15 protein-coding genes are annotated in these 18945 nt (G+C 38.9%); 5 read left to right on the plus strand and 10 right to left on the minus strand.

The features are described from left to right. Nucleotides 1-700: 700 nt before the first annotated feature. The gene (locus KK060_RS16880; RefSeq protein ID WP_254154945.1) at nt 701-3364 is read left to right on the plus strand and encodes a hypothetical protein; all 2664 of its coding nucleotides are present in this window, start codon (nt 701-703) and stop codon (nt 3362-3364) included. On the opposite strand, the gene bioA is transcribed toward KK060_RS16880, so the two are convergent. The 4 genes from bioA to KK060_RS16900 are packed head-to-tail and all read right to left on the minus strand — an operon-like array spanning nt 3365 to nt 7239. Continuing rightward, nucleotides 3365-4639 (minus strand): adenosylmethionine--8-amino-7-oxononanoate transaminase, encoded by a 1275-nt coding sequence (gene bioA / locus KK060_RS16885; protein ID WP_254154946.1) that lies wholly within the window; start codon nt 4637-4639, stop codon nt 3365-3367. Continuing rightward, complete coding sequence (gene bioD, locus KK060_RS16890) at nt 4617-5243, minus strand: dethiobiotin synthase (protein WP_254154947.1); 627 nt, start codon at nt 5241-5243, stop codon at nt 4617-4619. The genes bioA and bioD overlap by 23 nt, the downstream gene beginning before the upstream one ends. Nucleotide 5244: 1 nt before the next feature. After that, nucleotides 5245-6375, minus strand: a complete 1131-nt coding sequence (locus KK060_RS16895; protein ID WP_254154948.1) for an aminotransferase class I/II-fold pyridoxal phosphate-dependent enzyme — start codon at nt 6373-6375, stop codon at nt 5245-5247. A 6-nt stretch (nt 6376-6381) separates the two neighbouring features. Then, nucleotides 6382-7239: an SDR family oxidoreductase gene (locus tag KK060_RS16900; RefSeq protein ID WP_254154949.1), complete on the minus strand. Its 858-nt coding sequence runs from the start codon at nt 7237-7239 to the stop codon at nt 6382-6384. Between the two features lie 130 nt (nt 7240-7369). Between KK060_RS16900 and KK060_RS16905 the strand changes: the two genes are divergently transcribed. The 4 genes from KK060_RS16905 (at nt 7370) to KK060_RS16920 (ending at nt 12114) form a co-directional block, all read left to right on the plus strand. After that, on the plus strand, nt 7370-8317 hold the full coding sequence (locus KK060_RS16905) for an OmpA family protein (RefSeq protein WP_254154950.1): 948 nt from the start codon (nt 7370-7372) through the stop codon (nt 8315-8317). Between the two features lie 8 nt (nt 8318-8325). After that, nucleotides 8326-8493: a PLD nuclease N-terminal domain-containing protein gene (locus tag KK060_RS16910; RefSeq protein WP_254154951.1), complete on the plus strand. Its 168-nt coding sequence runs from the start codon at nt 8326-8328 to the stop codon at nt 8491-8493. Between the two features lie 158 nt (nt 8494-8651). After that, a complete protein-coding gene (locus KK060_RS16915) occupies nt 8652-9932 on the plus strand; it encodes an MFS transporter (RefSeq protein ID WP_254154952.1) in 1281 nt (426 codons plus the stop codon). 97 nt (nt 9933-10029) lie between these two features. After that, nucleotides 10030-12114 carry a tetratricopeptide repeat-containing sensor histidine kinase gene (locus tag KK060_RS16920; RefSeq protein WP_254154953.1) on the plus strand — a complete coding sequence of 695 codons (2085 nt, stop codon included), beginning with the start codon at nt 10030-10032 and terminating at the stop codon, nt 12112-12114. Nucleotides 12115-12185: 71 nt separating this feature from the next. On the opposite strand, the gene KK060_RS16925 is transcribed toward KK060_RS16920, so the two are convergent. The 6 genes from KK060_RS16925 to rbp form a co-directional block, all read right to left on the minus strand. Beyond that, the gene (locus KK060_RS16925; RefSeq protein WP_254154954.1) at nt 12186-13331 is read right to left on the minus strand and encodes a cystathionine gamma-synthase; all 1146 of its coding nucleotides are present in this window, start codon (nt 13329-13331) and stop codon (nt 12186-12188) included. A gap of 203 nt (nt 13332-13534) precedes the next feature. Then, nucleotides 13535-13900, minus strand: coding sequence for a hypothetical protein (locus KK060_RS16930; RefSeq protein ID WP_254154955.1), 366 nt, complete (start codon nt 13898-13900; stop codon nt 13535-13537). After that, the gene (locus KK060_RS16935; protein ID WP_254154956.1) at nt 13897-14520 is read right to left on the minus strand and encodes an AAA family ATPase; all 624 of its coding nucleotides are present in this window, start codon (nt 14518-14520) and stop codon (nt 13897-13899) included. Before KK060_RS16935 ends, KK060_RS16930 begins: the two co-directional genes overlap by 4 nt. Nucleotides 14521-14777: 257 nt before the next feature. Further along, nucleotides 14778-16103 (minus strand): dihydrolipoamide acetyltransferase family protein, encoded by a 1326-nt coding sequence (locus KK060_RS16940; RefSeq protein ID WP_254154957.1) that lies wholly within the window; start codon nt 16101-16103, stop codon nt 14778-14780. Between the two features lie 655 nt (nt 16104-16758). Beyond that, a complete protein-coding gene (locus tag KK060_RS16945; protein ID WP_254154958.1) occupies nt 16759-18102 on the minus strand; it encodes an ATP-dependent DNA helicase in 1344 nt (447 codons plus the stop codon). Between the two features lie 108 nt (nt 18103-18210). After that, on the minus strand, nt 18211-18516 hold the full coding sequence (gene rbp / locus KK060_RS16950) for an RNA-binding regulator (protein ID WP_254154959.1): 306 nt from the start codon (nt 18514-18516) through the stop codon (nt 18211-18213). Nucleotides 18517-18945 lie beyond the last annotated feature (429 nt).

The following is an 18945-nucleotide window of genomic DNA, read 5'->3' on the forward strand; positions in this document are numbered from 1 at the left end:
AGGATAACACCTGGGAGAGTAAGTCGTCGCCTATCTTTATTACATAAGCCTTGCAGATATCCTCTGCAAGGCTTTTTGTTTTGTAGCTGGTCCGGCTGGTCACAAAACAGGATTAACTGAATGAAGGAATAGGAATCAGTAAGTTCTACAGTTTAACATTAGATTATCGCTTCCCATATCGAATAAAGCAATTAATCCACCAGCACTGATAGGACCAGGATAATCCCGATCCCTATCGGGAGGAGAGTAAGTCGTCGCCTATCTTTATTACATAAGCCTTGCAGATATCCTCTGCAAGGCTTTTTTTGTTTTGGTAGCAGCTCTGGCTTGTCACAAAACAGAATTAACTGAATGAAGGAATAGGAATCAGTAGGTTCTACAGTTTAACATTAGATTATCGCTTCCCATATCGAATAAAGTAATTAATCCACCAGCGCTGATGGTACCAGGATAATCCCGATCCCTATCGGAGGAGGTAAGTCGTCGCCTATCTTTATTACATAAGCCTTGCAGATATCCTCTGCAAGGCTTTTTTGTTTTGTAGCTGGTCCAATCTGGTAGCTGGGTCAGAAAACAGGATTAACTTCAGTATGGAACATATCCTCGCATAGCTCTTTTGTTTTTAGTAATATTCCGATATCTCTGTCGTTCAGTTGTCAATTGATATCGTCACCTGTATCTTCACACGCAAAAATATTCTTTGAAGAAGCTCCCGTTACTCATCACTATTGGTATAGTGCTCCTAATGTTAGGTGGCTATTTTCTTTATACACATAATTTAAAGAATAGGGCTATTGGGGCATGGGATCTTGTTCCTTCTGATGCATTGGCAGTGTATGAAAGTGATAACTGCAAAAGCTGTATCGAGAAGACGAAAGAAACTGCCGTTTGGACCGTCTTCAATAAGGCTTCGCTATACAACAAAGCAATTGATTCTTTAAGAGACGACGTATTTACTTTGCTTTCCCCCGGAGCTAATTATCTTTTGTCAGTTCACGCTACTAAAAAGGATGACTTTGATTTTATTGTCTTCTATCCTCAGCTCCAAAAAGCTGTCAGTCTTTTTAGTGATATTAAAAATAAGTCCTCTAAATTTTCTACAAGAGAATTCAGTTCAATCACTATTAATGAAGTACATCTTGCAGGGCAAATCCTGTCCTGGTGTGTAATTGATAATATCTTGGTGGCTAGCTTCACCCCTTTTCTTATAGAAGATGTTATAAGAACGTATGATGCATCTAAGGACAACTTTAAGAAGACGCTTTCATCACTCCGGCAACTAACAAAGATTAGGGGCGACGCGGGTAATTTATACCTGCGACTAAATGCCTTAGAAGAAATCGTGTCAGTATTTTCGAGAGAGTATTCTACTTTGCTCAACTCGTTTGGAAAGGTGTCTGTTCTTGATATAAAAGCCGAGGACAATAATCTATCATTGAATGGCTTTAGCGCCGATACTTCGGCGCTGGTTGCGGGTACCCTTTCATTATTTCGAAGTCAAAGTCCTGTTTCATTTAAATTAGAGAATTTTATTCCCAATCGTACAATCGCCCTTAATAACTTAGGTATAAGTAATGGAAATGATTTTAATAAGGATTTAATCAATTACCGTAAAAGCAAGGCTGCTCATCTAAACGATACCCTGAAAAAAATCGGATCTTCTCTTAACGTAGATCTTAATGCACTATACAACAACATCGAAGATGAAATTGCCATTTGTTATGTAGAATCATTTAAAAGAAAAGGCTATAGTAAAATACTTTTTATTGAAACGGCTAAGTATTCCTCCTGGATAAAAGTTTTTTCAGACTTATCAGCTAAGCTTAGTGTCGACACTATTTTTTATGAGAAGTTTGGTAACTATCAAATCAAGGATGTTCCTGTTTTCAGATTCCCGGAGAAAATCCTGTGGCCTTTAGTAAATGGCTTTGATGACATGTACTACACCAACATAGGTAACACGATTATCATTGGTGATGATTTAGACGAGTTGAAGAAAGTACTTACCGACATTGATGAAGATGATACATGGGGCAAGTCGGTATCCGTGAACAAGTTCCTTGGTACCACACTTCTGGAGGCCAACATTAGCTTCTATGTAAATACCCCTAAAGTTTGGAGTGTTATATCATCCTCCCTCCATCCCAAATGGAATAAATTCATTAGAGATAATCAAAAATTAGTCAGCTCTTTACAGATGGGAGCGATACAGTTTAGCAATCTCAATCACAGCTATTATACCAACATCTCATGGAATTATAAAACCGTTGAAGCTGCAGGCCAAAGTCCGCCACGTGAAAGATATGTCACCCGATTAAATTCGAACATCACTCGGATTCACGCTGTTAAAAGCCATATCAGTAAAAGCGATGAACTGCTCGTACAGGATTCTTTGAATGATCTCGCGCTTCTATCTAATGAAGGTGAGGTGCTTTGGAAAAAATCAATTGGAGATCCTATAGTAGGTGAAATTTATCAAATTGATTTTCTTGCCAATGGTAAGCTGCAGTACTTCTTTGCAACAAAAGATGCCCTTCATGTTATAGACAGACTTGGTAACTATGTAAGTCCTTATCCATTGCGACTTTCAGTTTCTGATATTGAACACGTAAGTGTAATAGATTACGATCACAGTAAGAGATACCGCTTCATCGTTACTGAGTCGTCGGGTAAAATTTGGATGTACGATAAAGAAGGTAATGATCTTGATGGTTGGAATCCTAAAGATTTAGCAAGTAAATTATTGATGTCTCCTCAGCACTATCGAATAAAGGGAAGAGACTATATAATTGGAGTCTCGAACAACGGGGTAGTGCATTTAATGAATAGGAGGGGTGAAAGTATTAAAGGTTTTCCTCTTGATGTTAAAGCAAGGTTGCGCGGAGACTTCTTTTTAGAAACGGGAAGAGCTACAGCAGATACATATTTTGTAGTAGTAGATGAAGATGGTTTTAAAGTCAAGTTTAACATCGAAGGAAAAATAGTAGCAAGAGAAACGTTATTAAAATCATCTGTTACAAGTAAGTTCTACTTGCTTAACGAGAAGAATGCAAAGTCCTATTTGGTGGTACAGCAAGACGCACGACAGTTTAAAATATTAGATCAAACAGGAAAGCAAATCATATCAAATGATTTTACGGGATCAAATCCTGCTATCGTAAACTTTTATGACTTTGGTTCTGGTAAATCGTATATATCGGTCACAGACTTGACACAGGAACTTACATATATTTATGACATGGAAGGCAACCTGCTGACATCCCCACCAGTTGAGTCATCATTATTAACACTCAGGCCAAAGGAATCCGGTCAGATAAGGATATACTATATACAGAACAACGCAGTTGTTATAGAGAGTTTATAGCTATAATTCATTATTAATAAACTTTTCTATTTCATCGTAAATGAATTTTAATTCATCTTCCTTAATTACGTATGGAGGAAGTATGTAAATGATATTCCCTAAGGGCCTTAATAAAATACCACGTTCCAGGAAATAAGGATATATCTTTTTCCTAACCGGACTCGTATAAGAAGTTCCCGTATCTGTTCTCAATTCAACGGCTAGAACGGTACCCAGACTTCGAACATCTGCTAACTTATCAGACTGCTCAATTCTTTCCTTAAAACTTCTATGGAGAGACGAAATTTTTAAGATGTTTTGCCTGCATTCTGCTTTCATTAACAATTCAAAACTTGCATTTGAGGCAGCACAGGCAAGCGGATTTGCCGTAAAGGAATGACCATGAAAGAACGTCTTTCCAACTTCCGATGAATCAAATGCTCCAACTATTTTCTTTGAACAGGATGTAATACCGATAGGTAAAGTTCCTCCTGATAGCCCTTTTGAAATGGCCATAATATCTGGCTTGTATGTCATATGGTATGACGCAAATAGTTCGCCTGTTCTTCCAAATCCTGTAAATACTTCGTCAGCGATACAAATAACGTCGTGCTCTTGCGCAAAGCCGATCATCTTATCCAATAGTGTACTGCTATACATTCGCATACCTGCTGCGCCTTGTACCAACGGTTCGTAAATAAACGCTGCTACGTTATCCTCAACTACTAACTGCTGAAATCTCTGATAAACTATTTCTTCATTTTCTGCATTTGGAAAATCAATAAAAATCGTCTGAAAAAGATGGTCTTGAAAAGGTGCAGTAAAGATGCTTCGTTCACCAACAGACATTGCCCCAAAGGTGTCACCATGATAGGCACCATCTATAGCGATTATCTTTTTTCTTTCAATACCTTGATTGTGCCAGTATTGCAACGCCATTTTAATTCCTACTTCAACAGCGGTGCTCCCGTTGTCTGAAAAGAATATCTTGCTTTGATTATCGGGCAAAATAGTGAGTACATTTTCAGAGAGTTTTATTGCAGGCTCGTGGGTGAATCCAGCAAAAATTACATGTTCCAGTTTTAGTGCTTGCTCAGCAATTGCTTTTGCAATTGCAGGATGTGAGTGCCCATGAATATTTACCCACCAGGATGAAACCGCATCGATGATCTTTTTTCCATCGTGTGTTTTTAGGTAAACTCCTTCCCCAGATTCAATGAGTATTGGATCATCAGCTCCTTTTAAGGAAGTAAAGGGATGCCAGATGTTGTTCTTATCTTGCGTTAGTAGATTCATAAAATAATGGAGCTATTCTTTCTGCGTAATGCTTTACAATCTCAGGGGTGATAGTCTTTTCTTTTCTAATGTGCAATAACGTTGGCAGCTTTGAATAATGAGTAATAAAATTTTGGCTTTCTATGTTTTCTTCACCGTTAAAAATAATACCCTTAATTCTTAACTTCCTCTTCATTAAGGCTTCAATCGTTAATAAAGTATGATTGATGCTCCCCAGGTAAAGGTCTGCAACAAGAATGATTTCAGAATTAAGTTTAGCCATTAAATCGACTATAAGCGTGTTATCATTCAAAGGAACAAGGCATCCTCCTGCTCCCTCAATTACAATCCTGTTCTCTGTTTTAGGAATTATAAAGCGCTCTAAATTTATCTCGACTTCATCTATTTTAGCTGAGGCATGAGGAGATGCGGGAGTTTTTAATAAATAAGTTTCCGGATGTACTACCGTGACGCGATTAGTTATTAATGATTCGATAGTTTCCGAATCTCGTGGATAGCCTGATTGAATAGGTTTCCAGTAATCTGCCTTTAGTGCTTCACATAATATAGCTGAAGCAAGTGTTTTGCCACTATCGGTATCTATTCCCGTAACAAAATAGTTCATCTTAATTGTTGTAAAAAATTAACAAATCAGCAAGTTTAGAAACTTCCTCGTCTGTATTAAAAGCATGAAGACAAATTCTTATTCGCTCTTTGCCCTTTGGTACTGTAGGTGAAAGTATAGGTCGAATATCAAATCCATTATTTTGGAGATGAAGCGCTAATGACCTTGCTCTTTCACTACATTCAACTACTACTGTTTGAATGCTGGAATTACTATCAGTCCTGTTTGTAATTGATTTCGTCTTAGCAAGAAAGAAATCAATTCTTTTACGTAGTTGCTCTTTTAGTGAAGGTGTTCTGTCAATAAATTCAAACGCTGCGTCAATTGAACAAAGACTATGCGGAGTCATCGCTGTGGTATAGATAAATGGCCTGGCAAAATTAATAAGATAATTAATTAAGTGATCTGAGCCGGCAACGCAAGCTCCATGTACACCGATAGCTTTGCCAAAGGTATAGATTCTAATATCGATATTATGATGAAGATTTAATGAACAAGCGTAACCGTTTCCCCCCTCACCATAAACACCCGTACTGTGGGCCTCATCCAGTATTATTGTTATGTCGTATTTGCTTTTTAACGCAACTAAGCCTGCAAGGGGACAAGCATCACCATCCATTGAATAAATGGATTCAACGACAACCAATACCCTACCTGTTGATTTTTTTATCTTGTTCTCAAGATCGTTGAGATCATTGTGCTTAAAAGAATAACGATTCGCCAGACTTAATCTTGCTCCATCTTTTATGCATGCATGAGCAAGTTCATCATATAGAATAGTATCACCTTTTTGAGCAATAGAGGAGATCACACCTAAATTCGCAGTATACCCGGAATTAAATAAAAGAACCTTAGAGCTCTGAAAGATGGATGCTAATCGCTCTTCAACTTGCTCAGCATATAAAGAGTTTCCTGAAAGTAGACGAGAGCCAGTTGATCCATTATATCTTAGCGCAAGTGCCCTAAACTTTTGTTCAATAAAATCCCAAAGCTCTTGTGAGCGTGAGAGGCCCAAATAATCGTTAGAACAAAAGTCTATAAGCGTTTTCTCTACAGATAGTTTTCTTAGTGTACCTTCTTCCTGTCTCTTCCTAAGTTTTTCAAAGAAATACTGATCGAGATTCGACATCATCCTTGTTTACTTCCCGCGCGTTTTTTCAAGCATGTCCCACATTTCATCAGGAATCATTTCCAAATGGCTAAACTCGCCACCATTTCTTAACCATTCACCACCGTCAATAGTTATAACTTCACCATTCACGTAAGCAGAAAAGTCAGAGATTAAATATGCTGCAAGGTTCGCCAACTCCTGATGTTCGCCAACACGCTTCAACGGAACACGTTGTGCAGGATCGAATTTTTTAACGAGTTCACCTGGTAGTAGTCTGCTCCATGCGCCTTCCGTTGGAAATGGACCAGGAGCAATTGCATTACTTCTTATGTTGTATTTTGCCCACTCTACGGCTAAACTTCTTGTTAAAGCAAGTACACCAGCTTTTCCGCATGCAGAAGGAACAACGAAGCCTGAGCCCGTCCACGCATATGTTGTTACAATATTAAGGAAAGTGCCTGGTTGATTTTTAGCAATCCAATTTTTACCTGCAGCTAGTGTAGTGTAGTATGTCCCTTTCAATACAATATCAACAACAATATCGAAAGCTCTGTGCGAAAGCCGTTCGGTTGGACTAATAAAATTACCAGCCGCATTATTTACTACTCCATGTACCTGACCAAATTCTGCTTCCGCAGATTTAATCACGTTTTCAATTTCTTCATACTTCCTTACATCGCAGGCAACAGGTAGTACTTTTCCCTTTGTTTCATCAGACAGTTCTTTCGCAGCTTTCTCCAGAACTTCTTTTTTCCGGCTTGTAATTACTAGGTTGGCGCCTAGTTCAAGAAAGTACTTGCCCATAGAACGACCTAGCCCGGTACCTCCTCCTGTTATAATGATAGTTTTGCCACTAAGTGACCCTGGTTGAAGCATTCCTGTCATAGTTTTGTTTTTGGGTAAATATAAGAAAGAGAACAAATTAAGTTATAAATTCATTAGCATGAGTAAGAGCGTAAAAACGTTGTTTTACTTGTATATTATATTAGCTAATTTTCCATCCTAATTACGATCTATGAAGTATCTGTTTACAATTGTCTTAATGTCTTCCATTCTAACTTCCTGTATTGTTTCTAAAAAGAAGTATGACGAGTTATTGGCACAAAAGGTACTTATGGAAGCAGACCTGGCTGACAAAAATGCAAACCTTGATAGAGCCAATGCATTCGTCAAAGACCTGGAAGAGATGCTTCAGAAGTTAAAGGAAGATACAACCAATCTGGGGATTGACTTACGTAATAACAGTCAAAAATTAAGTTCGTTGGAAAAAGAGCATCAGCAGCTTAATACTTATTACAAAAACTTAATGACCAGTAGTGGTAAGCTCAACCGCGATCTGTCCCAGCAACAAGCGCAGCTACTTGCCATCCAGCAAAATCTTGAAGCTACCAGGAGAACAAACGACTCTCTAAGTAACAGCCTGGCAGAGCGTGAGAAGAAAGTACAGGAGCTAGAACAAATACTTGCCAATAAAGATAAGGCTGTTCAGGATTTGAAGAATAAAATCAGCAACGCTCTTCTTAACTTTAAAGAGAATGACATCTCCATTAAAGTTAAAAACGGGAAAGTGTATGTCTCGTTGGCAGAACAGTTACTTTTTCAGTCAGGAAGTATAGAAGTTGACAGCAAGGGAGTGAGTGCACTTCAGCAACTTGCAAAAGCAATCAAAGATCAAAAGGACATCAATATTATGGTTGAAGGACATACAGATAATGTTCCTATTTCCAAAAAGACAGCGTACATGAGTGATAATTGGGATCTAAGTGTGATGAGAGCTACATCAATCACGAGAATTCTCACCAGAGGTGGTGTAATGCCTAACCAAATCACAGCTTCAGGAAGAGGCGAATATTCTCCTATAGCTAATAATGATTCGCCTCAAAGCAAACAAAAGAACAGGCGGACTGAAATAATCATTACGCCCAACCTCGACGAGTTATTTAAAATACTGGCTACTAATTAACAATTACTATGGGAAGACTTATTTCACTCGCTATTCTTGTTATCGATATCCTTGTAATAATAGATATCGTAAAAAGTAATAAAGATACAGAACGAAAAGTGCTATGGATTATAGCCGTAGTTTTTCTTCCTATACTAGGTCCTATTCTTTGGTACTTTATTGGAAAGGACAAGTAAGGCGACTACTAACAATGGATTTGACATTTAAAAAATGGAGGGCGGGTTGCCCTCCTTTTTATTTTAATAGATTTCCTTGATATATTACGTGGCTGGGTTAAAGGGTAGCAGGGCTGGTAACATTTCATTATTTACTTTATTTTGGTAAAAATTTCTTTATGGAACAAAAGGATTACAAGCAACTCCTTAGCTTACCTGTTATCGTTGCTGCCTTAGGTTATTTTGTTGATATCTACGACTTATTATTATTCAGTATTGTTCGAAGGCCAAGCCTTATTTCATTAGGAGTACCCGAAGATGAACTTTTCAATAAGGGAGAGTTTCTTCTGCAATGGCAGATGACGGGTCTTTTGGTGGGAGGTTTAATATGGGGAATAATGGGAGACAAAAGAGGCCGCCTGTCTGTTCTTTTTGGATCGATACTTCTCTATTCACTAGCAAATATTGCAAATGGATTTGTAACCTCGGTAGACCAATATGTTGTTCTTCGCTTTATAGCAGGTATTGGTTTGGCTGGCGAGCTGGGTGCCGGGGTTACGCTTGTGTCAGAGACGTTACCTCCTCATATAAGGGGTTATGGAACAACAATAATCGCCACCGTAGGGCTAATGGGTGCTGTGCTTGCTAATTTTATATCAAAAGTATTCGATTGGCAGGTGTCTTATTTTATAGGTGGCGGTCTTGGTCTTTTACTCCTTATTACAAGAATTAGCGTATTTGAATCAGGAATTTTCTTAAGAACAAAAGAAAAGGAAATCTCACGTGGAAATTTCTTTAAACTGTTTCAGAATGGCAGAAGGTTTAAAAAATTTATTGGATCTATTTTCATTGGCTTACCAATATGGTATGCTATAGGCATTCTGGTAACATTCTCTCCTGAGTTTGCTAAAGCATTGTCAATAACAGGAAATGTTGTTGCTGGTGATGCTGTGATGTTCAGCTATCTGGGGCTTGCTGTGGGAGATATGTCAAGTGGAGTACTTAGTCAAATGCTTAAATCAAGAAAAAAGGTTGTAGCTATTTATATTTTACTTACACTTCTTTTTATTGTATTGTTTCTGTTCTTGCCAGTTCGTACTGCAGAATTCTTTTATACTGCTTGTTTTATTTTAGGTATTGGCATTGGTTACTGGGCCTTGTTTGTAACCATTGCAGCAGAACAATTTGGTACAAATCTTCGATCTACCGTAGCTACATCTGTTCCTAATTTTATAAGGGGAACAGTGGTGCCAATTACTCTACTTTTCAAGTTTTTAAGAGATACTATAAGCTCTTCCAATGCAACTTCAATGGATTTGACGCAAGCAAAGAATACCGGAATTCTTTATGGAGCTTTAATAGTGGGGCTTTTAACCGTTATAATAGCATTTATAGCGCTTACCGCAGTAGACGAGACCTATGGTCGTGATCTGAATTTTGAAGAAGAGGATCGCGCCTAAGCAACCATACGGTCGGTAAATTCGTTATGAGGCAACGGTAGTATCTTTTGAAATTGAGTATCTTTGATATAATATACCTAAGGAAGGACTGTCTTTTGTGAAGAGACTTATTTATCTACTTTTCCTGTGTGTTCTGTTGCTAAGCCATGTTTCCTTTGGGCAGAATAGCGAGCTCATAAAGAGCATAAAACGAAAGCTTTCAACTGCTGAGGGCCCCACCCGTTTTGATTTATTAAACGACCTGGCATGGGAGCATCGTTTTGCAAATCCTGATAGCACTATTTTCTACGGTGTACAGGCATACGACTTTGGGAAGCAATTGAATTTGAAAAACGGTTTGGCAAGGCCACTTAATCTTATTGGGCTTGGCAACAACTACAAGGGAGAACGCCTTCTTGCCTATGAGAACTATTCGAAAGCATTACAAATTGCAAATGCGCAGAATGACTCCGTACAGATAGCTCACTCAAATAATAACATCGGAAGGTTGTTTTATGAGCAGGGTTTATTAGGAAGATCATATGAACATTTCATAACAGCCAAAGGTATCTTTCAGATGCTAAACGATTCTTCAGGATTAGCTTATGCATTACAGAGTTTGGCGAACTTGTATAAAACACAACGCGACTACACTAAGGCAGAAGATAATTATTTGAAAGCGTACAAGATCAGACTTGCCTTAGGTAACACAAGAGATATTATGTCTGCCTATGTTTACTTAGGAAGATTCTACTTGGAGTTAAATCAGTTTAATAAGTCCGTTTTTTACTTCCAGCGTGCCGATTCAACAGGTCACGTTATTAAGGATGAAATAAACATTGCTGAAATAAAAACATACCTGGCAGAGAGCTACCTTAATATAGGTTTGCTTAACCAGGCGGAAGCAATCAGTAAGGAAGGCTTGGACGTAATCCTTCGGCATAATAACCTTAGGATGATGCCGCAAGCATATCGCATTATAGGCCAGATATACTTTAAGAAAAACAACCTCGCTGAAGCAAAGAAATATTTCTCGCTATCATTAGATGTGTCGATTAAGATTAAGGAATTAAACGCTCAGATGAATGCTTACTACTACCTCTGGAAAATTTCCGAGCATGTAGGCAATGAGCGCGATCGCCTGACTAACTTGAATCAATATCTATTGTTGAAAGATTCAGTTAAAGATTTGGATCTGGCAAGGCAGGTTGAGCGACTTCAATTTGAAATAGAGATTCAGAAAAAGGAGCAGGAGAATAAATTGCTGAAGTCAGAAGATGCCGTACACGAAGCAATTATTCAAAAGCAGAAGATGCAAAACAATGTTCTTTACATTGTTATTGTTTCTATAAGCATCGTAGGATTTTTGATATGGAGAAACAGTAAAAGAAGAACGGAAGTAAACAGGAAACTAATACAGCAAAACGCAGAGATAGAAGCACAACGCAAGGAAATTATTAAACAAAATAGTAGTCTTTCCTTAAGGAATCAGCAGCTTTCGGATTTGAATAATGAGAAGGATACATTGATGAGCATTGTTGCCCATGATTTAAAGTCTCCTTTACACAGAATTAACGGCATTGTTGATTTAATGGAATCAGAAACAGCTCTCTCCGAAGATCAAAAGATCTACATGAAAATGACAAGGGATGCAACAAGGCAGGGCCTTTCCTTGATTACGGACTTGCTCGACGTACACATGATTGAAGAGAACATAGAGCCTAATTATATTACTTTCGATATTAGTACTTTTCTTTTAGAGAAGACTCAAAATTTTACACCTGCTGCCGATGCAAAAAATATTCATCTATATATCAAAGAAGTAACGAGTGAAGAAGTAACGTCAGATATAGATTACTTAGATCGCATTGTCGATAACCTTCTTTCAAACGCCATTAAGTTTTCAGGAACAGATTCTACAATTGTTCTTGCTGCCGGAAAGAAGGGCAACGAATTCTGGATTTCCATAAAAGATCAGGGGCAGGGATTTACAGAGAGAGATAAACAACAGCTCTATCAAAAGTTTAAGAAGTTGAGCGCACGGCCTACACGTGGTGAATCATCCAACGGACTGGGGCTTGCTATTGTAAAGACCCTTGTTGATCGATTAAAGGGTAAAATAGAGCTTAACTCAGAACAAGGAAAAGGGAGTGAGTTTATTGTAAGAATTCCTTCGCAGGAGACTCCCGCTATAAAAATTTAAGATGTTGCTAGGTGTTATGTTTAGGGTTAAAGGCAAAACAATAAGAAAAGCTTTAACCCTAAACATATATACTAGACTTTACTAAGAGCCTGGTCAAGATCTGCAATTAAATCTTCAGCGTCTTCTACTCCTATACTTAACCGGATAAGAGAGTCTACAAGCCCCCCTTTTAAACGTTCTTCTTTAGGAATGCTTGCATGTGTCATTGAAGCAGGATGATTGATCAGCGACTCAACACCACCCAATGATTCCGCGAGCGAAAACAGTTCAACACTAACCATAAGGTTTGATGCTTTCTCCATGCTGTCGTCTTTTAATGTAAAGGATAACATTCCTCCGAAGTCGCGCATCTGCTTTTTCGCAATTTCGTGATTGGGATGGTCAGGGAAGCCCGGCCAGTAAACTTTTCCTACTTTAGGATGTCCTTTCAGATATTCTGCTATTTTCCTTCCATTGAGGCAATGGCGCTCCATGCGGAGATGAAGGGTTTTAATTCCTCGCATTACCAGGAAAGAATCCTGAGGGCCAGGAACAGCACCACATGAATTATGGATAAAGGCAAGGTCCTGATACAATTTGTCATCATTCATCACCAAAGCACCCATAATCACATCAGAGTGACCTCCGAGATATTTGGTCACAGAATGCATTACTATATCAGCACCAAGATCGAGTGGGTTTTGCAGATACGGAGAAGCAAAAGTGTTATCTACCGCCACAATTATATTTCTCTTTTTAGCCAGCGCAACACATGCCTGAATGTCAACGATATTCATGAGTGGATTTGTTGGTGTCTCCAGCCAGAATAACCGCGTCTTATCATTTATTAAAGGCTCAATGTTAGCTGCCTTAGTAAGATCTATAAAATGAAACTTAATACCATATTTCTCAAATACTCTTTTAAACATTCGGTATGAACCGCCGTACAAGTCATTACTTGTAATTACTTCATCACCTGGGTTAAGCAATTTAATAACCGCATCTGTGGCACCCATACCGGATGAAAAGCAGAGGGCATACTTACCATTTTCCAGCGCAGCAATGCTTTTTTGCAAGCTATTTCTCGTGGGGTTCGCCCCGCGGGCATAAGCATAACCTTTATGTTTAGCAGGAGCTTCCTGTACGTAAGTTGAGGTTTGAAATATTGGCGTCATTATGGCGCCTGTAGATGGGTCAGGTTCTACACCTGCATGTACGGCTTTCGTTCCGAATCTCATATTACATTGTTTAGAAGAGCAATATTACACTTCTTCACAACAATTAATAACGCTTCGAAAATAAACGATGGAAAAGCCTATGCTGCTTTACGAATACTTATTACTACTCCGGCAGCCTTGGAAGATTAGGGTTGTCATTCTTTGAATAACACCTGGTTTAAGGATGGTTCTGTTTAGGTACAAATCAAAAGTACTTTAGGTAATCACTTCTTATCCTTCCAATAGCCGCGGATAGCCTCTTTCCAGTTGCTTCCGTGCTTCAGGTAAAGAGCGGTGTTAATAAGCATGCGATCTTCAGGGGTAAGATTGTTTTGCGTTCCTAATGAGGTAAGTATAACCCTGTAAAGTGTTTCCTGTAGACTTATACTGTTTTGTTCTGCAAAAGCTTTTATCGTATCTGTTAAAGAGTTAATGGTAATGGTATCTTGTGTATCTACAATAGTAAGTGGCTCTTTTACGGCCACAGGTTCTTCTGTTTTTACACTAAGTTTTTCAGGAGCTACTAAAGTGGCAGCTTGTTGCTTTAAAAAATCATTAAGATCTTTTAATGTATTCTTCTTTTTGCTCATGCAATATGTTTTAAAATCTCCTGGGCAACAGGGTGGTACTCTTTTTCGGCACTCATGGTGCTGAAGTTTACAAAAAGGTTTTTCTGTGGAACGATAACCGGAAGAATAATAGCATCAAGGTTTTTAAGGTTCTCGCGCACGGTGTAAAGATTCGTTCCGCTGTGAATACGGTTCGGAAGAATCAGGATCTTCAGTTTGGTATTTATTTCACGGGCAGGCGCAAGGTCGGTAACAGTTTGGTATGTTACCAGCAAATCATTTTGTGTTAAACTTGTAGGAACAATGACAACATCACTTACAAGGCAAAGCTTTTTAATTCCTTCGTCTGTGGTCTTACCTGCGCTATCTACAACCACCACGTCCGTACCTCTCTTCTGCTTCATCAAAGTAAGTTCTTCCGCTACTTCATGGTCCTGCGATCCTACGATGTTAAATCCCTCTTGCTCTTCTTTGGATTTGAACTGCTCCATTTTGCGGAGGGTATTAAGCGTGTAATTAGTGTCTGTTTCCACTAAAACAACTTTTTTGCCTAGCTGATGCAGGGTTGTGGCTAGGTTTATAGCATTCGTAGTTTTACCAGTACCGCCTTTGCGGCTGATAAATGAGATAACCTTCGGCATGATTTAAAATTATGAAAAGCCGGATGGTTTTAAAAATGCAGCTGGGGTTTAATTAAACTGATGTAAGGTAAAATGCATTTTGCTTGATAATTCATAAAGAGAGAGCGCGCAAGAATGGTCTTGCCCAGCTTTCACGACGAATGAATTACTATCCATGAAGTTGAATGAAACATCAATTCATTAATCCATGGATAATAATTCAGGAGTATAATCAGTAATTATTATCTGTCTAAAAGGGAGCAAAATGAATATTGATATTAAAAAGTTCTGTTAATATCAAACTTCTCCAAGTAGTCTGCTATCCTTCTTACCACGCTGCCTCCTAAAGCACCATCTACAACACGGTGGTCGTATGAATGCGAGAGGAACATTTTATGACGGATGGCTATGGCATCACCGTAAGGTGTTTCTATAACTGCCGGTTTCTTTTGTACGGCACCAAGCGCAATAATAGCTACCTGCGGTTGCATGATGATAGGCGTACCCATCACATTGCCAAAGGAGCCAACATTAGAAACCGTGAAGGTTCCGCCGGCAAGTTCATCGGGTTTGAGTTTGTTATCACGGGCACGTTTTGCCAGGTCATTTACAATTTTGGTAAGCCCTGTAATATTATACTGATCGGCATTTTTGATAACCGGAACAATCAGATTTCCTGATGGTAATGCTACCGCCATGCCAATATTAATATCACGCTTTTTAATAATCTTATCGCCATCAACCTGCACGTTAATCATCGGGTAATCTTTAATAGCCATGGCTACGGCTTCAATAAAGATTGGTGTGAGGGTTAAAGTATCACCTTCACGTTTTTGGAACTCATTCTTTACCTTGTTTCTCCAAAAAACAATATTGGTAACATCGGCTTCAACAAAAGAAGTAACGTGTGGTGAAATTCTTTTTGAGTCTACCATGCGCTCAGCAATCATTTTGCGCATACGGTCCATCTGAATAATCTCATCACCACCGCTGATGGATACCGGCACTTTAGGTGAAGAAGAAGTAACCGTCGCACTTTGGGCTGCCTGTTCCTTAATGCTGGTGCCAAGCTTACGATTCTGAACATACGCCAGAATGTCTTTTTTTGTCACCCTGCCTTCGCTACCCGACCCGGGTATTGTTTCAAGCTCTGCTACCAGAATGTTCTCTTCTTTCGCAATATTTTTCACCAGAGGTGAGTAAAAGCGTGTAGTGTTCTTAAAGTCCGCAGCGCCATGGTGTGTGCCGTTAGCGCCGTTAGTTGGGGTTGCCATCAGGTCCTCAACACTGCTTTTTTCCTGCCCATCAATTTTTTCAGGAGATGCAGATGATGGTGTTGGCGAAGTGCCTGCTTCCGCCGTAGCTTCTGTCGAAATAATAGCAATAGGTTTACCTACCTTTACAACTTCACCTTCTTTAGCAAGAATTTCCTTCAATACACCAGCGTGGGTTGATGGTACTTCAGTGTCAACCTTATCAGTAGCTACTTCTAATACAGATTCATCCTGATCAATCTTGTCACCAGGTTTTTTAAGCCAGTGAAGGATTGTAGCTTCCATGATACTTTCGCCCATTTTAGGCATTACCAATTCTACTTGCGCCATGGTTGGTGTTTTACTGTTATAGCAAAGTTAAATAGTTTTTCTATGATCTCCCGACCACTATTTTGGGGCGCAAATTAAGAATTCCATTATTTCTTTCTAGTAGTAACGAAATCGTATGCAGTATTATTTATACATCAAGCGACATTAATATCCTTCCCAGAAATTTTAATTTCCTTATACGTAGCCGACAGACAATTAAATTCTGCCCTTATTGCAATATCCTTGACATTCATCTTCACTTATTTTTTTAAAATTTCTCAAGCCAAAAAACAGTTATCAGCACGATTAATAACAGCTAAAGAAAATTTTGGTGATGATTGTACATTACTGAACAGCCACCTGTGCAGTTTTGGATTACTAGCTAGGGCGAAAGACTTAAAAAAAGCTGTTAAACACAGTTCTAAAAAATGGCAAGTGGTTTGAAAGGCTCTATGAAATACAATTTGCGAAGATGAGAACTTTTATAGCCTTAATTCTTTGGTGTCTTTTGTTTGTTATCTGTTGGCCTGTTGCTTTAGCGGCATTATTCCTGTTTCCTTTAATATGGCTTGTCCTTCTGCCATTTAAAATTGTTGGTCTTTCTATAGAACTGGTATTCAAGCTGATAACCGCCATCTTCATGTTGCCTTTTAAATTGATAAAGGCTATATAAGTACTAACGAATTCCGGAACGCCCCGCAAAGTATTCCACTGCTTCGTCTACAATAATATCGCGCGGAGTAATCTTTGTCTTAAGCGTTATTCCCTCAAGTGTTTTGCATCGGCTTAAAGCCACATAGAGCTGGCCATGTGCAAATGCGCCTTTGCCCATGTCAATGATAATGTTGTCAAAGGTTAAACCCTGACTTTTGTGAATGGTTATAGCCCACGCAAGCTTAATGGGAAATTGTGTGAACGTGCCATGCACTACAAAGTTGATTGTATTCTCAATCTTATCCCACGTATATGTTTTATTTTCCCAGAGGGCTGGTTCTACAGGATAAATGTTGCCATCTGCAAAGCGCACCATAATTCTTTCTCCTGCCAGGTCTTCAATTTTTCCTATGCTTCCATTTACCCATCTGCCTTGCAAATCGTTTTTCACCATCATAACCTGTGCACCTCTTTTTAATTTTAAAACCGCTGGGGCGGGATATAATCTTTCATGAAAGGTGCCTTCTATCTCAGCTTTATAGGTATATAGGGGAGTTTTTAAGTTCATTAATTCGCGAAGGTTCTCAGTATCGGCAATGGCGTTAACTGAGCTAAGCGTAATTGCAAAATCTTTACTGAATTTACTATCGGGGTTATAGCGTTGATTGATATCATTCAGATCATCTTGAGTAGCTATTCCCATTCTTATCCTGTTTAACAGGTAGATGAAATTTTCATCCTGCTGGCGATAAATCTTTTTCAGCTCAATGATCCTTGGTTTTGAGTTTCTGAAAACATCCGCACTAAAGAAATACGGCGTTTCGTAGATATCCTCTTCCAGTACGGCGTAGTCCTTAGCGTTTACAACCGGTGCAAGCTGAAATATATCTCCAACCAGTATAAGTTGTTTCCCTCCGAAAGGAATGTCATTTCCTGTGTTTAATCGCAGTGCCTGGTCAATGGCATCCATCAGATCAGCGCGTACCATAGATACTTCGTCGATGATGAGTGTTTCCATCTTTTTCAAAATCCTGTATCTCGGGTGACTCCGACTCCAGATCCTGATGTCAGGATCATTTTTCACCATTGGCCTTAACGGGAATCCAAAAAAAGAATGAATAGTACTGCCTCCAACCTGCAAAGCTGCAAGGCCTGTGGGAGCAAGCACCACGTGTTTCTTGGTGGTTGTTTTTCTGAAGTAGTTTAAGAGTGTTGATTTCCCTGTGCCGGCGCGGCCTGTGAGAAATACGGTTTCGCCCGAATGCTGCATAAGGTCATATGCAGAAGCAAGGTCATCTTCAAGACGAAAATCATGCGGAATTATAATCGATTCTCTAATCGAACTATTTGAAGAAGCCTTACCCATTATTGATTTGTAAAATTAGTGAACGTACTTGTATTTCTTCAAATCAACAGGAGAGAGAGGGATAATAAAAAAAACACCGACTGAAGTAGCCGGTGTTTTATTCAGAGCTTAGTGTTTAAACCTATCGCGGTAGCCATAATAACTTGCGAAGCTATTGTAAACTACAGTTGATTTTTTAGGCTTGGCTTCATTTACTTTTAGTCGTTTATTAGCAAAAGGTTTTGCATCCAATTCCTGAATGGCCTTTGTTGCTAATTGATCATCAGTCATTTCTACGAAGGCAAAACCTCTTGGTTCACCTGATTCATGATCTTTTACAATTCTTACAGATTTTACTTCACCGAATTGATTGAAGAGGCTTCTCAATTCTTTCTCGGTCGCCTGGCGATCGAGATTTCCGACATAAATATTCATTCTCAAATAAGACTTAAGGTTGATAATGTGGTAATTCTGTCTCGAGATGTGCTAACAGGACGATAGGGAAATTACCAGTTGTTAAAGAAGATGGGAATCCACTTCTTTGATTTCTGTATGTATAACTATCTGAACCATGTGTTTGGTTCCATTTTTCTGCTAAGAAATATCAGATCTTACGCGGTAAAATTTCTTTAATGTGACCCCAAGTTTATGCAACCGGATTTTACCAAAGTAGTATCCGGGATGAGCACTTCTTCATCCCCAAAAACATACCCTGGAAGAACAAATCTAATAGTATCCCTGGCAATAAACTGTAGGGTTTCTTAGCTACTGGTCTGTACAGCCAACACCAGAAAGTAAATTGCGGTGCGAATAGGATTTCCACAATTGAGCCGCAACTTACTTTAGCCGTATTTGAGACCGGGT

The organism is Chryseosolibacter indicum, from assembly GCF_018598585.1.
Taxonomy (GTDB): domain Bacteria; phylum Bacteroidota; class Bacteroidia; order Cytophagales; family Cyclobacteriaceae; genus Chryseosolibacter; species Chryseosolibacter indicus.